This is a genomic window from Streptomyces sp. NPDC049954 (assembly GCF_040656295.1).
Lineage (GTDB): Bacteria > Actinomycetota > Actinomycetes > Streptomycetales > Streptomycetaceae > Streptomyces.
In genome coordinates this window covers 266688-281620 of sequence record NZ_JBFALS010000007.1, presented here as the reverse complement: position 1 = coordinate 281620, position 14933 = coordinate 266688, and the positions used below count along the sequence as shown (strand labels likewise).

11 protein-coding genes are annotated in these 14933 nt (G+C 68.1%); 1 reads left to right on the top strand and 10 read right to left on the bottom strand.

Going from position 1 to position 14933, the window contains the following annotated elements:
* Positions 1-21: 21 nt before the first annotated feature.
* The 4 genes from rpsG to AB0J21_RS18170 form a co-directional block, all read right to left on the bottom strand.
* Entirely contained in the window at positions 22-492 is a 471-nt protein-coding gene (gene rpsG, locus AB0J21_RS18185; protein WP_077968976.1) for a 30S ribosomal protein S7, read from the bottom strand.
* A 2-nt stretch (positions 493-494) separates the two neighbouring features.
* Positions 495-866 carry a 30S ribosomal protein S12 gene (rpsL, locus tag AB0J21_RS18180; RefSeq protein ID WP_007823146.1) on the bottom strand — a complete coding sequence of 124 codons (372 nt, stop codon included), beginning with the start codon at positions 864-866 and terminating at the stop codon, positions 495-497.
* 345 nt (positions 867-1211) lie between these two features.
* A complete protein-coding gene (locus tag AB0J21_RS18175) occupies positions 1212-2255 on the bottom strand; it encodes a hypothetical protein (RefSeq protein ID WP_363146984.1) in 1044 nt (347 codons plus the stop codon).
* Positions 2246-2932 carry a hypothetical protein gene (locus AB0J21_RS18170; protein WP_363146983.1) on the bottom strand — a complete coding sequence of 229 codons (687 nt, stop codon included), beginning with the start codon at positions 2930-2932 and terminating at the stop codon, positions 2246-2248. The genes AB0J21_RS18175 and AB0J21_RS18170 overlap by 10 nt, the downstream gene beginning before the upstream one ends.
* 368 nt (positions 2933-3300) lie before the next feature.
* Here AB0J21_RS18170 and AB0J21_RS18165 point away from each other — a divergent pair, with 368 nt between their 5' ends.
* Positions 3301-4242, top strand: coding sequence for a cell wall protein (locus AB0J21_RS18165; protein ID WP_363146982.1), 942 nt, complete (start codon positions 3301-3303; stop codon positions 4240-4242).
* A gap of 28 nt (positions 4243-4270) precedes the next feature.
* Here AB0J21_RS18165 and AB0J21_RS18160 read toward each other — a convergent pair whose 3' ends face one another.
* The 6 genes from AB0J21_RS18160 to rplJ all read right to left on the bottom strand — a co-directional run bounded on the left by AB0J21_RS18160 (position 4271) and on the right by rplJ (position 14573).
* Positions 4271-4561, bottom strand: coding sequence for a hypothetical protein (locus AB0J21_RS18160; RefSeq protein ID WP_363146981.1), 291 nt, complete (start codon positions 4559-4561; stop codon positions 4271-4273).
* Between the two features lie 86 nt (positions 4562-4647).
* A complete protein-coding gene (locus AB0J21_RS18155; protein WP_363146980.1) occupies positions 4648-5205 on the bottom strand; it encodes a hypothetical protein in 558 nt (185 codons plus the stop codon).
* A 160-nt stretch (positions 5206-5365) separates the two neighbouring features.
* Entirely contained in the window at positions 5366-9277 is a 3912-nt protein-coding gene (locus AB0J21_RS18150; RefSeq protein ID WP_363146979.1) for a DNA-directed RNA polymerase subunit beta', read from the bottom strand.
* A 129-nt stretch (positions 9278-9406) separates the two neighbouring features.
* The gene (gene rpoB / locus AB0J21_RS18145) at positions 9407-12892 is read right to left on the bottom strand and encodes a DNA-directed RNA polymerase subunit beta (protein WP_363146978.1); all 3486 of its coding nucleotides are present in this window, start codon (positions 12890-12892) and stop codon (positions 9407-9409) included.
* A 655-nt stretch (positions 12893-13547) separates the two neighbouring features.
* Positions 13548-13931, bottom strand: coding sequence for a 50S ribosomal protein L7/L12 (gene rplL / locus AB0J21_RS18140; protein ID WP_363146977.1), 384 nt, complete (start codon positions 13929-13931; stop codon positions 13548-13550).
* A gap of 111 nt (positions 13932-14042) precedes the next feature.
* Positions 14043-14573 (bottom strand): 50S ribosomal protein L10, encoded by a 531-nt coding sequence (gene rplJ / locus AB0J21_RS18135; RefSeq protein ID WP_363146976.1) that lies wholly within the window; start codon positions 14571-14573, stop codon positions 14043-14045.
* Positions 14574-14933 lie beyond the last annotated feature (360 nt).

Here is a 14933-nt window from a genome sequence, read left to right as displayed (position 1 = left end):
CGGTCTCGATGGGGGTAGCGACTACCAGCGGTAGTGCGCGAAGGCCTTGTTGGACTCGGCCATCTTGTGCGTGTCCTCGCGCTTCTTCACCGCGGCACCGAGGCCGTTCGAAGCGTCGAGAAGCTCGTTGGTCAGCCGCTCGGTCATGGTCTTCTCGCGACGGGCGCGCGAGTAGCCGACGAGCCAGCGCAGCGCGAGAGTGCTGGCGCGGCCGGGCTTGACCTCGATCGGGACCTGGTAGGTCGCACCGCCGACTCGGCGGGACTTGACCTCCAGGGTCGGCTTGATGTTCTCCAGCGCGCGCTTGAGCGTGATGACCGGGTCGTTGCCGGTCTTCTCGCGCAGGCCCTCCATGGCGCCGTACACGATGCGCTCGGCGGTGGAGCGCTTGCCGTTCAGCAGCACCTTGTTGATGAGGGAGGTCACCAGAGGAGAACCGTAGACCGGGTCGATGATGACCGGGCGCTTCGGGGCGGGGCCCTTACGAGGCATTCTTACTTCTCCTTCTTGGCGCCGTAGCGGCTGCGGGCCTGCTTGCGGTTCTTGACACCCTGGGTGTCGAGGGAACCGCGGATGATCTTGTAACGAACACCCGGCAGGTCCTTCACACGGCCGCCGCGCACGAGCACGATGGAGTGCTCCTGCAGGTTGTGTCCCTCACCCGGGATGTAGGCCGTGACCTCGATGCCGGAGGTCAGACGCACACGCGCGACCTTACGGAGGGCCGAGTTCGGCTTCTTCGGGGTGGTCGTGAACACACGCGTGCAGACGCCACGGCGCTGAGGCGAACCATCGAGCGCGGGCGTCTTGTTCTTCTCGACCTTGTCCTGCCGGCCCTTCCGGACCAGCTGCTGGATCGTAGGCACTACTTCTCCGGTTTCTGTGTGCCGAATAGGTAAAGCTAACCTGGAACACCTCCGACCCACGCGGTCGGGTGTGTCGAACCCTGCGGACTTCCGCACAAGGCGGAGAGGATGCGGATCACGGTGGCCGGTGTCGAGTCCCACATGCGGTGGATAGGCACGCACGAGGACCCGGGCACACCCCAGGCACAAGGTCAGAGCGTACCTACCGTATGGACCTGGGTCAAAACAAATGCACATGCGTACGACGGGACCGTACGAGTGTGGCACGAGAGGCGGGCGCCGACTCCCGGGACGGTCACGGTGCGTACGTGAGCGGTGGCCGGGGGACGCCCGGCCCGGCGGGCCTCACCGGTTCACGGCCTGGATCTCCTCCACCTGAACGTCCTGCTGCTGCCCGTACGTCCCGTCCGGCAGATCCCCTCCGGCGCCGCCCGTCCCGGTCCAGTGCGTCTCCCAGTTCACGGCGGCCGACATCCGGTACGTGCCCTTCCCCGAGGACCGCGTGTACGTCACCCCGCAGGGCGGCGTCCGGTCCGCCTTCCCCGGCGCGAAGGGCTCACCGATCGTGCCGCCGACCACCGGGCAGGTCCCGTCGCCCGGTATGACACGAGCGTCCTGCGTACCCGGCTCCACCTTCATCCCGGTCGGCGTCGCCACCGTCGTCGCCTGCATATGGAAACCACCCACATCCAACGAGGCCGTGACCGACACCGGCTCCACATCCGCCCGGTCCAGCCACACCCACGTCGGCAGGTTGACCTTGCTCGCAGCGGCCGGGGCGAGCTTCGCCTTCAGACTGGGCACCTTCATACGCTCGTAGGCGAGGCCGGCGAGGATCTCGGGCGAGACGGCGTTCGGCACGTCCGGAGCCGTACCGTTCTCCGCCCAGAAGGGCGGACGGTCGCACTCCATCATCTGTTCCAGCGTGGCGTCGTCCCGGTACTGGACGGACCAGTACATCCCCTTGCCCTTGTCCTTCTTGTGGTACTCGTCCTTCGCGTAGCCCTGGTTCTCTCCGGAGATGTCGCGCACGATGTCGTCCGCACCGGGATCGTGCACAGCCGTGTAGTACAACCGCTGCCGCGACTTCTCGAACTCCTCCGGGGTGTACTCGGGGGCGTACCAGCAGCCGGGCGGATCCCAGTCGGCGACAGTGGCCCGGCCCCCGGAACCACCGGAAGCCCCGCCGCGCTGGGTGTAGGTGATGTGGACGGTGGAGCTGATCTCGCGGTTGTGGGAGTTTCCGTGCTGGTCCGCATCAAGGTTGTTGCCCCACCCCGGGCCGCCCTGTCCGGCCGAGGCGACACCGGGCGCACACAGCAGGAGACCGCTCCCCAGCAGCAGCGCTGTCAGCGGCAGGAAGGGACGCCTCACTCCGTTCACTGGCATTCCTGCGCCCCCACGTCCGCACGGACTTCCTTGGCCCGCCACACGCCACCCGCTTCACCCGAGCCGACCATGCCGAACTCGAACTTGGTGTGGTCGTCCGCGCTGGGCTTGGTCAGCATCGGCTTCCCGGTCTTGAGATCCTTCGTATAGAAGTTCGTGTCATCCACGCAGAAGGAGACGACGGCAGTGCTGCCCGAGTGCACGATCTTGACGCTCGGTCTCGACATCCGCTCCGTGCCGGTGACCGAGTACTTCTTGTCCACGTGCTCCTGCACGTTCTTCTGAGACGACTGGCGCGTCTGCCCCTGCGGATACGAGTAGTACAGGTAGGCCGGGTCCTTCGCGTCCTGCTGGGCGATGGCCCGATTCAGCCCGACCATGAAGTTCGCAGCGGCCCGGAGCACTTGCGCCTGCTCCTTGTCAGCGGGCTCCCGCCAGTCCGCAACGACCTTGACGTCCTTCGGCAGGCTCAGGTCCGGCGCCTTCGGGTCCGACGTACTCGCCGAAGGCGAAGGGCTCTTGCTGGCCTTGGGCGAGCCCACATCGGCCCCCGCCACCTTCTTCCCCGAGTCCGATTCCCCGTCCCCGTCCCCGCCGCCCCCTCCCCCACACCCCGTCAACATCACCGAGGCGGCGGCCAGGAGGGCGGCGGCGGGCAGGAGGCGCTGGCGATTCACTACGGGGCTCCAGAGACGTGGGGAGTACCTGTCAACCGAAGACGCTATCCGGGCGCTCACGGGTTGCGCCAGATTTCGCCGTCCCGGGCCGGGCCTCCACGGAAAGTCCACGCGCGGCGACTCAACACGTGCCGCTAAATGACGTGTTGCCGGACATGCCGGTACGTACGCCCCGCGCCCCCTGTCGCCCCCGCCAGGGAAAGCGCACCATGGGGACAGGCCGAGCATCGAGGGGGAACTCCATGCCGCACGACGCCTCCCCGTCCCCGTTTCCGGAGGACAGGTCCCCGAGGGACAGGTTCCCGGACGTCGCGTCCAGCCGACCGTCCGCCCCGGGGGAGCCCGAACCGGGTACGGACCGGCGCCCGTTGACCTGGCCCCGCGCGGTCGGGCACGGCGTGGCCAGCGGCACCGTGCTGTTCCTGCTGCTCGTCCTGTCGATGACGCTGTTCCCCGACGGGAAGCTGTTCGCCCTCGTCTTCCTCGGCGGACTCGTCGTCCCGCCCGCGCTCGCCGCGCACCACTACGGCCGGGGCAACCCCGCGCTCGCCCGCAAGCGGCCGGCCCGGACCGTGCAGCCGGAGGTGCTGGACTACGCCCGGGAGGTGCAGGCGCTCGACTACCGGCCGGGGCCCGACTCCACCGAGGACGACCTCGCCGACTACCAACTCGCCCTCGACGCCTACGACAAGGCGCTCGACGAAGGGTACGAGGACGCCACCGTGACGCTCCAGGAGGGCTGGACGGCGCTCGCCCGGCTGCGGGTGCCCAACGCCGAGTGGAACCACGGCACGGGGCACGCCACCCTGCGCCTGGTGCGCCCGGAGCCGGGCCGGCCCGCCGTGCTGGCCTTCACCGGCCCGGCGCTCGGCCTGGTCCGGCTGCGCACACGCGGCCCCCGGGGCAGCTGGATACGGCTGTACGAGGCGGGCGGGCCGGTCTGCGCCCGGCTGCCGTTGCAGGCCCGCGAGGACGCCACCCTGCAACTGGAGATCCACACCGAGGGCGCCTGGCGGGCGGCCGTGCTCGGCGCCTCCGTGATCCGCACGCTCGACGAGGAGACCCCGGCCCTGCACGGCCACGGCGGCGACCTCCTGCACGTACGGCCCGTGCCACGGCTGTTGTTCCGGCACACCGGGCAGGGGCCCTACCAGGTACGGCACCTCACGGAGAGCCTGCGTCCGGCCGGGGTCGTGGCGGAGGGCAGCGGCCCCGCCCAGCTGTGGCTGCCGCGCACCACCAGGACCGCCCTGCTCCAGATCCAGACCCGGGGCGGCTGGTCACTGAGCAGCCGCCCCAAGGAGAGCTGACCCCCCGTCTCCCGCGAGCCGCCGCCCGTCAGCCCCAGTAGCCGCCGACGGGCTGCCTGACCCACAGCTCCCTGCCCGAACCACCCCCGCAGTAGAACCAGTACGGGCCGCTGCCGTCCTGCGGATACCCCCACCACTCGTTGCTGGTCTCGGCCGCTCCCCTGCACCGGCCGGCCGAACTCTCGTTGTACTGCCAGATGTTCACGTAGTCGGTGGCGGAGGCGGGCCCCACCGTCAGCGCGAGGGCCGCGCCCGCCCCCGCCGTCGCCACCGCGGCCGAGACCAGCCGGCGCCTGCACCTCGTCGTCTTCGCCCTCATCAACGTCTCTCCTCCCGAGCGGCGTACGTCCTTCGACCGGTACACGCCTGAGGGAGGCCGAGAGGTTCACGATGTTCGCCCGCGGGTCAGTAGTGCCAGCGCAGCGCGTTGGCGGACTGGCCGCAGGTGATCCTGCGGCCCGAGGCGTCCGTGGTGGAGCGGCCGGTGTCCGCGCCCCGGCAGAACTGGCCCGCGCGGTAGCAGTTGCCCGCGTTGGAGCGGATGTCGCACAACTCGGTGGCCGGCCGGGCCACGCTCGGCTTGGCCGCCGGGGACTTCACGACCGGGGCCGGCCTGGTGACCGGGACCCGGGTGCGGGTGGGGACGGCCGCCGCCGCGTGCGTACGGGTGGGCGCCGGGGCCACCGTGTGCGTACGGGTCGGCGTGGGCGTGACGACCGGGGCGGTACGGGCCGGGGCGGGCGTGGTCGTGCGCGAGGGGCTCGGCGTCGGCGAGGCGGCCGGTGCGGAGGGGCTCGGCGTCGGCGACCCGGACGCGGGCGCGGACCGTTCGGCGGGCGAGGAGGACACGGCCACCGTCCGGTGCGCCTCGCCCGCCGAGGAGGAGCCACCGGCGCCGCAGGCCGTCAGCACGAGCCCGATGAGGAGAGAACCGGCGGATATCGTGAAGCGTTTGTGAATCATGGCGGGATGTTAGACCGGCCGCACAGCCCCCGTCAGCCGTTTCACCAACACCGGCCGACGTCCCTGCCCCGGGCCGGGCGCACGCGAAAGGGCGGCCACCCCGCCGAAGCAGGATGGCCGCCCTTCACCGCGCTACAGGCCGCGAACGGCCCGGATCGCCTTACTGGTTGTACGGACCGTAGTCGTAGTCCTCCAGCGGGACGGCCTGGCCGGAGCCCGAGCCGAACGGCGAGTAGTCGATGTCGTCGTAGCCGACGGCCGAGTACATCGCGGCCTTGGCCTCCTCGGTCGGCTCGACCCGGATGTTGCGGTAGCGGGACAGACCCGTACCGGCCGGGATGAGCTTACCGATGATGACGTTCTCCTTGAGGCCGATCAGGGAGTCCGACTTGGCGTTGATCGCCGCGTCGGTCAGGACCCTGGTCGTCTCCTGGAAGGACGCCGCCGACAGCCACGACTCGGTGGCCAGCGAGGCCTTGGTGATACCCATCAGCTGCGGACGGCCGGAAGCGGGGTGACCGCTCTCGGTGACCACACGACGGTTCTCCTGCTCGAACTTCGAGCGCTCGACCAGCTCGCCGGGCAGCAGCTCCGCGTCGCCCGACTCGATGATCGTCACACGGCGCAGCATCTGCCGGATGATGATCTCGATGTGCTTGTCGTGGATCGACACACCCTGCGAGTTGTAGACCTTCTGGACCTCGCCGACCAGGTGCACCTGGACCGCGCGCTGGCCGAGGATACGCAGCACGTCGTGCGGGTTGGTGGCACCCACGGTGAGCTTCTGGCCCACCTCGACGTGCTCGTTCTCGCTGACCTGGACCCGGGCACGCTTGGAGATCGGGTACGCCGTCTCCTCGCTGCCGTCGTCCGGGGTGACGACGATCTTCTTGGTCTTCTCGGTCTCCTCGATACGGACGCGGCCGGCCGCCTCCGAGATCGGGGCGACACCCTTGGGCGTACGAGCCTCGAAGAGCTCGACGACACGGGGCAGACCCTGGGTGATGTCGTCACCGGCCACACCACCGGTGTGGAAGGTACGCATCGTCAGCTGCGTGCCGGGCTCACCGATGGACTGGGCGGCGATGATGCCGACCGCCTCACCGATGTCGACCAGCTTGCCGGTGGCCAGCGAACGGCCGTAGCACATCGCGCAGGTACCGACGGCGGACTCGCAGGTCAGGACCGAACGGGTCTTGACCTCCTCGATGCCGTGGCGGACCAGCTCGTCGATGAGCACGTCACCGAGGTCGGTACCGGCCGGGGCCAGTACGACGTCCCCGACGACGATGTCCTCGGCGAGGCAGCGCGCGTACACGCTGGTCTCGACGTTCTCCGTCTTGCGCAGCACACCGTCCGCACCGCGCTCGGCGATGGCCAGGCGCAGACCGCGGTCGGTGCCGCAGTCCTCCTCGCGGATGATGACGTCCTGCGAGACGTCGACCAGACGACGCGTGAGGTAGCCGGAGTCGGCGGTACGCAGAGCGGTGTCGGCCAGACCCTTACGGGCACCGTGCGTGGAGATGAAGTACTCCAGCACGGACAGGCCCTCGCGGAAGGACGCCTTGATGGGACGCGGGATCGTCTCGTTCTTGGCGTTCGACACCAGACCACGCATACCGGCGATCTGACGCAGCTGCATCATGTTCCCTCGGGCGCCCGAGTTCACCATCATGGCGATCGGGTTGGTCTTCGGGAAGTTCTCGTTCATCGCCTCGGCCACCTCGTTGGTGGCCATGGTCCAGATCCGGATGAGCTCCTGCGTGCGCTCGTCCTTGGTGATCAGACCGCGCTCGTACTGCTTCTGGACCTTCTCGTCCTGCGCCTCGTAGCCCTGGACGATCGCCTTCTTGGCCTCGGGGACCACGACGTCGGAGATGGCCACGGTGACACCGGAACGGGTCGCCCAGTGGAAGCCGGACGCCTTCAGGTTGTCGAGCGTCGCCGCCACGATGACCTTGGGGTAGCGCTCGGCGAGGTCGTTGACGATCTCGGAGAGCTGCTTCTTGCCCACCGAGTAGTCGACGAACGGGTAGTCCTCGGGCAGCAGCTCGTTGAAGAGCGCGCGGCCCAGGGTCGTCCGCAGCCGGAAGGAGTCGCCCGGCTGGTACGCGGCCGTGCCGTACTCCTCGTTCTCCTCCTCGCTCGGCGGGGTCCAGCCACGGGGCGGCATGGTGCCGACCGGGAACCGGATGTCCACCTTCGCCTGGAGGGAGAGCTCCCCGGCGTCGAAGGCCATGGTCGCCTCGGCGGTCGAGCCGAAGGACCGGCCCTCGCCGATGACCTTGCGCTCCTCCTCGTCCGTGGTGAGGAAGAAGAGGCCCAGCACCATGTCCTGGGTCGGCATGGTGACCGGACGGCCGTCGGCCGGCTTCAGGATGTTGTTCGAGGACAGCATCAGGATGCGGGCCTCGGCCTGCGCCTCCGCGGACAGCGGCAGGTGCACGGCCATCTGGTCACCGTCGAAGTCCGCGTTGAACGCGGTGCACACGAGCGGGTGGATCTGGATGGCCTTGCCCTCGACCAGCTGCGGCTCGAAGGCCTGGATGCCGAGGCGGTGCAGGGTGGGCGCACGGTTCAGCAGCACCGGGTGCTCGGCGATGACCTCTTCGAGGACGTCGTACACGACGGTGCGGCCACGCTCGACCATGCGCTTGGCCGACTTGATGTTCTGCGCGTGGTTCAGGTCCACCAGGCGCTTCATCACGAAGGGCTTGAACAGCTCCAGCGCCATCGCCTTCGGCAGACCGCACTGGTGCAGCTTGAGCTGCGGGCCGACGACGATCACGGAACGGGCCGAGTAGTCGACGCGCTTGCCGAGCAGGTTCTGACGGAAGCGGCCCTGCTTGCCCTTGAGCATGTCGGACAGCGACTTCAGCGGACGGTTGCCGGGGCCCGTGACCGGGCGGCCGCGACGGCCGTTGTCGAAGAGCGCGTCCACGGCCTCCTGGAGCATGCGCTTCTCGTTGTTCACGATGATCTCGGGCGCGCCGAGGTCGAGAAGCCGCTTCAGGCGGTTGTTGCGGTTGATCACGCGGCGGTACAGGTCGTTGAGGTCGGAGGTCGCGAAGCGGCCACCGTCCAGCTGCACCATCGGACGCAGGTCCGGCGGGATGACCGGGACGCAGTCCAGGACCATGCCCTTGGGGCTGTTGACCGTCTGGAGGAAGGCGGAGACGACCTTGAGGCGCTTGAGCGCACGGGTCTTCTTCTGGCCCTTGCCGGTCCGGATGATCTCGCGGAGGCGCTCGGCCTCCTCGTCGAGGTCGAAGGTCTCCAGCCGCTTCTGCAGCGCGGCGGCGCCCATCGAACCGTCGAAGTAGGTGCCGAAGCGGTCGCGCAGCTCGCGGTAGAGCAGCTCGTCGCCCTCCAGGTCCTGGACCTTGAGGTTCTTGAACCGGCTCCACACCTCGTCGAGGCGGTCGATCTCGCGCTGCGCACGGTCGCGCAGCTGCTTCATCTCGCGCTCGGCACCCTCGCGCACCTTGCGGCGCACGTCGGCCTTGGCGCCCTCGGCCTCCAGCTCGGCCAGGTCGGTCTCAAGCTTCTTGGCGCGGTTCTCCAGGTCGGAGTCGCGACGGTTCTCGACCTGCTGACGCTCGACCTGAACCTGGGCCTCCAGGGAGGGCAGGTCGCGGGTACGGCGGTCCTCGTCCACGTACGTGATCATGTACGCGGCGAAGTAGATGACCTTCTCCAGGTCCTTCGGGGCGAGGTCGAGCAGGTAGCCCAGCCGCGACGGAACGCCCTTGAAGTACCAGATGTGGGTCACGGGAGCGGCCAGCTCGATGTGGCCCATCCGCTCACGGCGCACCTTGGCGCGGGTGACCTCGACGCCACAGCGCTCGCAGATGATGCCCTTGAAGCGGACACGCTTGTACTTGCCGCAGTAGCACTCCCAGTCCCGGGTGGGGCCGAAGATCTTCTCGCAGAAGAGCCCGTCCTTTTCCGGCTTGAGGGTGCGGTAGTTGATGGTCTCCGGCTTCTTGACCTCGCCGTGCGACCAGGTCCGAATGTCGTCCGCGGTGGCGAGGCCGATCCGCAGCTCATCGAAGAAGTTGACGTCGAGCACTATGCGTCAATCCCTCTCAGGGTTGTGTCAAAAGTGGTCTGTACGGGTCCTGCGCCCCATGGGGGGCCGGGTTGTCTCCCGTCGCCGGCCCACCGCCTGAGGCGGTGGGCGGGGCGACGGGAGGGCCCGTCAGACCTCTTCGACGCTGCTCGGCTCGCGCCGGGACAGGTCGATACCGAGCTCTTCCGCGGCACGGAAGACGTCCTCGTCCGTGTCGCGCATCTCGATGGACATGCCGTCCGAGGACAGCACCTCCACGTTCAGGCAGAGCGACTGCATCTCCTTGATGAGCACCTTGAAGGACTCGGGGATGCCGGGCTCGGGGATGTTCTCGCCCTTGACGATGGCCTCGTAGACCTTCACGCGGCCGGTCACGTCGTCGGACTTGATCGTCAGCAGCTCCTGGAGGGCGTAGGCGGCGCCGTAAGCCTCCAGCGCCCACACCTCCATCTCGCCGAAACGCTGTCCACCGAACTGCGCCTTACCACCCAGCGGCTGCTGGGTGATCATCGAGTACGGACCGGTCGAGCGGGCGTGCAGCTTGTCGTCGACCAGGTGGTGGAGCTTGAGGATGTACATGTAGCCGACCGAGATCGGCTCCGGGAACGGCTCGCCGGAGCGGCCGTCGAACATCCGCGCCTTGCCGGTGGGCTGCACCATGCGCTCACCGTCCCGGTTGGGGATGGTGTGCTCCAGCAGACCGGCCAGCTCGTCCTCGCGGGCACCGTCGAAGACCGGGGTCGCGACGTTGCTGCGGGGGTCGACCCGGTCGGCGCTGATCGCGCGCAGCCGCTGCGCCCAGTCCTCGGGGACCTGGGAGACGTCCCAGCCCTGGCTGGCGAGCCAGCCGAGGTGGACCTCCATGACCTGTCCCGGGTTCATTCGGGACGGGACACCGAGCGGGTTGAGGATGATGTCGATCGGGGTGCCGTCCTCCAGGAACGGCATGTCCTCGATCGGCAGGATCTTCGAGATGACGCCCTTGTTGCCGTGACGGCCGGCGAGCTTGTCACCGTCGGTGATCTTGCGCTTCTGGGCGACGTAGACGCGGACCAGCTGGTTCACGCCCGGGGGAAGCTCGTCGCCCTCCTCGCGGTCGAAGACGCGGACGCCGATGACCTTGCCGATCTCGCCGTGCGGGACCTTGAGCGAGGTGTCGCGGACCTCACGGGCCTTCTCGCCGAAGATCGCGCGCAGCAGGCGCTCCTCCGGGGTCAGCTCGGTCTCGCCCTTGGGCGTGACCTTGCCGACCAGGATGTCGCCCGCGATGACCTCGGCGCCGATGCGGATGATGCCGCGCTCGTCGAGGTCGGCGAGGACCTCCTCGGAGACGTTCGGGATGTCCCGGGTGATCTCCTCGGGGCCGAGCTTCGTGTCACGGGCGTCGACCTCGTGCTCCTCGATGTGGATCGAGGAGAGGACGTCGTCCTGCACGAGGCGCTGCGACAGGATGATCGCGTCCTCGTAGTTGTGGCCCTCCCAGGGCATGAAGGCGACGAGCAGGTTCTTACCCAGCGCCATCTCACCCTCTTCGGTGGCCGGACCGTCGGCGAGGACCTGGCCCTCGATGATCCGGGCCCCCTCGTCCACGACGACCTTCTGGTTCACCGAGGTGCCCTGGTTGGAGCGGGAGAACTTCGAGAGGCGGTACGTGGTGTACGTGCCGTCGTCGTTGGCCGTGGTGATGTAGTCCGCGGAGACCTCCTGGACCACACCGTCCTTCTCGGCCTTGAGGACGTCACCGGCGTCGGTCGCGCAGCGGTACTCCATGCCGGTGCCGACGAGCGGCGCCTCGGACTGGATGAGCGGCACGGCCTGGCGCATCATGTTCGCGCCCATGAGGGCACGGTTGGCGTCGTCGTGCTCCAGGAAGGGGATCATCGCGGTCGCGACGGACACCATCTGGCGCGGCGAGACGTCCATGTAGTCGACGTCGTCCCCGGGGACGTAGTCGACCTCTCCGCCACGGCGGCGCACCAGGACGCGGGCCTCCTCGAAGTGGAGGTCCTCGGTGAGCGGCGCGTTCGCCTGGGCGATGACGAAGCGGTCCTCCTCGTCGGCGGTCAGGTAGTCGACCTCGTCGGTGACGATGCCGTCGGTGACCCGGCGGTAGGGCGTCTCGACGAAGCCGAAGGCGTTGACCCGGCCGTAGGAGGCGAGCGAACCGATCAGGCCGATGTTCGGGCCTTCCGGGGTCTCGATCGGGCACATGCGTCCGTAGTGGGACGGGTGCACGTCACGGACCTCGAAGCCGGCCCGCTCACGGGAGAGACCACCCGGGCCCAGCGCGGACAGACGACGCTTGTGCGTCAGCCCGGAGAGCGGGTTGTTCTGGTCCATGAACTGGGACAGCTGGCTGGTGCCGAAGAACTCCTTGATGGAGGCGACGACCGGCCGGATGTTGATCAGGGTCTGCGGCGTGATCGCCTCGACGTCCTGCGTCGTCATGCGCTCACGCACGACGCGCTCCATCCGCGCCAGGCCCGTGCGGACCTGGTTCTGGATGAGCTCGCCGACGTTGCGCAGACGACGGTTGCCGAAGTGGTCGATGTCGTCGGTCTCGACGACGATCGACTGACCGTTCGCGACGGTCGTCTCGGTCTCGCCGGCGTGCAGCTGCACGAGGTACTTGATCGAGGCGATGATGTCCTCGGTCGTCAGCACCCCGGCGTCCAGCGGCGCCTCGGAACCCAGCTTCTTGTTGACCTTGTAGCGGCCGACCTTCGCGAGGTCGTAGCGCTTCGGGTTGAAGTAGAGGTTCTCCAGCAGCGTCTGGGCCGCCTCGCGGGTGGGCGGCTCGCCCGGGCGGAGCTTGCGGTAGATGTCGAGCAGCGCGTCGTCCTGGCCCTGGGTGTGGTCCTTCTCCAGGGTGGCGCGCATCGACTCGTACTGGCCGAACTCCTCAAGGATCTGCTCGGTCGTCCAGCCGAGGGCCTTGAGCAGCACGGTGACCGACTGCTTGCGCTTGCGGTCGATGCGGACACCGACCATGTCGCGCTTGTCGATCTCCATCTCCAGCCAGGCACCCCGGGAGGGGATGATCTTGGCGGAGAAGATGTCCTTGTCGGAGGTCTTGTCGATCGAGGAATCGAAGTAGACACCCGGCGAGCGGACGAGCTGGGACACGACGACACGCTCGGTGCCGTTGATGACGAAGGTGCCCTTGTTGGTCATGAGCGGGAAATCGCCCATGAAGACCGTCTGGGACTTGATCTCGCCGGTCTCGTTGTTCGTGAACTCGGCGGTGACGAAGAGCGGGGCGGCGAACGTGAAGTCGCGCTCCTTGCACTCGTCGATGGAGTTCTTCGGCGGCTCGAAACGGTGGTCGCGGAAGGTCAGCGACATCGACCCGGAGAAGTCCTCGATCGGCGAGATCTCCTCGAAGATCTCTTCCAGACCGGACTTCGTGGGGACGTCCTGGCCATTGTCCAGAGCCGCCTCGACACGGGACTTCCAAGCGTCGTTACCGAGCAGCCAGTCGAAACTCTCGGTCTGAAGAGCAAGAAGATTGGGAACCTCAAGAGGCTCCTTGATCTTCGCAAAGGAGATGCGCAGCGGGGCGGTGCTGGCACCGTTGTTCGTATTCGCGGTCGAGGCAGTGCGCGAGGCGGCCAAGAGGGGGTCCTTCCGAGGGCTCGGACTCACTACGCGCGTACCGGTCCCATGTCGGACGCACCGAGTGAAAGCCCTGTTCAGGGCGGTAATTTCGATCGGTGCTCGGCACGGGCATGCCCCTGGTGACGGGCAGGAGGCAGCTAACAGGCAGCGCAAAGGGTCAGTGTAGCCACTTGGCCCACTGATGTCCAGTGCGGGTTTCGCCCCGACTGCTGAAGTCCCTCGCTGATCTCAACTCCTGCGGCACGTCGTGCGTCTCGCGACGCACCTCATTACTGCCCTCTTGGCCGTCGATCCATGCCTCGGAACCCGGATCGTTGTGACGACGCGTCCTGAGAATTGCGCGCTGCGTGCCGTTCGTCAAGGCCCCCGCCTCCCGGCCGGTCGCGCGGCCGCCGACCGCCTGGCAGCCCGACACGACGTACGGGGGCACAACGAAGATCACCCTACCCGCAGGGGTGGACGACCCGCAGCTCCCGCCACGGCAACGCCGAAGGGCGACCACCCGGTTGGGTGATCGCCCTGAGGGCCCGCGGCGTTACACGTGCGGGTGAAACGCCGGAACGGGCGATGCCCCGGCCGCAGGGCCGGGGCATCGCCACGACGCGCTCACACGCTGCGCGTCGTCAGTTCCGTACCAGGGGTACGGAGGGGGTCACTTGACCTCGACGGAGGCGCCGGCGCCCTTGAGGGACTCGGCGGCCTTCTCGGCGGCGGCCTTGTCGACCTTCTCCAGGACGGGCTTGGGGGCGCCGTCCACGAGGTCCTTGGCCTCCTTCAGACCCAGCGAGGTCAGCTCACGCACGACCTTGATGACCTGGATCTTCTTGTCGCCGGCGCCGGTGAGGACGACGTCGAACTCGTCCTGCTCCTCAGCGGCCTCGGCCGGGGCGGCGCCGCCACCCTGGGCGACGACGGCGGCCGGCGCGGCGGCGGTGACGTCGAACTTCTCCTCGAACGCCTTCACGAACTCGGAGAGCTCGATGAGGGTGAGCTCCTCGAACTGAGCGAGCAGGTCTTCCTGGCTGAGCTTCGCCATGATGGCGGTCCTTCCACTAATTCGGCAGGTGCCGGATGTACATGTCGGCGGGCGTACGTACGGCCCGCGGTGACCTCCGCCGGGATCGGCTCGGGTCAGTTGCGAGCCGAATTACTCGGCACCGCCCTGCTCGGCCTTCTTGGCACGAAGCGCCTCCGCGGTGCGGACGAACTTCGAGGGAAGCGCCTGGAAGAGCGCGGCAGCCTGCGACTGCTTGCCCTTCATGGCGCCCGCCAGCTTGGCCAGCAGAACCTCGCGGGACTCAAGGTCCGCAAGCTTCTTGATCTCGTCGGCGGAGAGCGCCTTGCCGTCGAGTACACCGCCCTTGATGACCAGGGCGGGGTTTTCCTTGGCGAAGTCACGAAGACCCTTCGCCGCCTCGACCGGGTCCCCGGTGACGAAGGCGACTGCCGTCGAGCCCTTCAGGTGCTCGTCCAGCTCCGAGAACCCGGCCTCCTTGGCCGCGATCTTGGTCAGCGTGTTCTTCACCACACGGTACTGAGCGTTCTCGCCGAGAGAACGGCGAAGCTGCTTGAGCTGCGCCACGGACAGTCCGGTGTAAGCGGTCACTACAGCCGCGTTGGAGTTACGGAGCTTCTCCGTGATCTCCTCGACGGCATCGACCTTGTCGGACGTCGCCATGAGCCTCGGCCTCCTTCCGGGGTGATGAGCTTCGACTGACCTCACGATCAGCCGCGATCGAGCCGGTGGACCGCACGGATCAGGCACCTGGTTCAAGGAGCTTGGAAGGAAGAAGAGGAAAACAAATCGCCCCGGCGCAGGCGCACGGGGCGAGGGCTCGACCGGAATCACTCCCGGGAACTCGTTCCACGAACACCTGCGCGGGTCGCTCGCGTTCAGCGAATCCTTCGGCCACCGCGCCTCTTGCGAGACACAGCGACGACCAGCGGTCTTTGGCTTCACTGGGAGCGTACGCGAGACGGGCCCGCCGGAGCAAATCGCTCGGACGGGCCCGTACGGGGAAGGGCGCGGGACCCGTCC

What these genes read in the sequence shown, in the direction of transcription:
- rplJ (WP_363146976.1), bottom strand. Translation starts at nt 14,573, where the DNA reads ATGGCGACGTCCGACAAGGTCGATGCCGTCGAGGAGATCACGGAGAAG.
- rplL (WP_363146977.1), bottom strand. Translation starts at nt 13,931, where the DNA reads ATGGCGAAGCTCAGCCAGGAAGACCTGCTCGCTCAGTTCGAGGAGCTC.
- AB0J21_RS18155 (WP_363146980.1), bottom strand. Translation starts at nt 5,205, where the DNA reads ATGATTCACAAACGCTTCACGATATCCGCCGGTTCTCTCCTCATCGGG.
- AB0J21_RS18175 (WP_363146984.1), bottom strand. Translation starts at nt 2,255, where the DNA reads ATGCCAGTGAACGGAGTGAGGCGTCCCTTCCTGCCGCTGACAGCGCTG.
- AB0J21_RS18160 (WP_363146981.1), bottom strand. Translation starts at nt 4,561, where the DNA reads ATGAGGGCGAAGACGACGAGGTGCAGGCGCCGGCTGGTCTCGGCCGCG.
- rpsG (WP_077968976.1), bottom strand. Translation starts at nt 492, where the DNA reads ATGCCTCGTAAGGGCCCCGCCCCGAAGCGCCCGGTCATCATCGACCCG.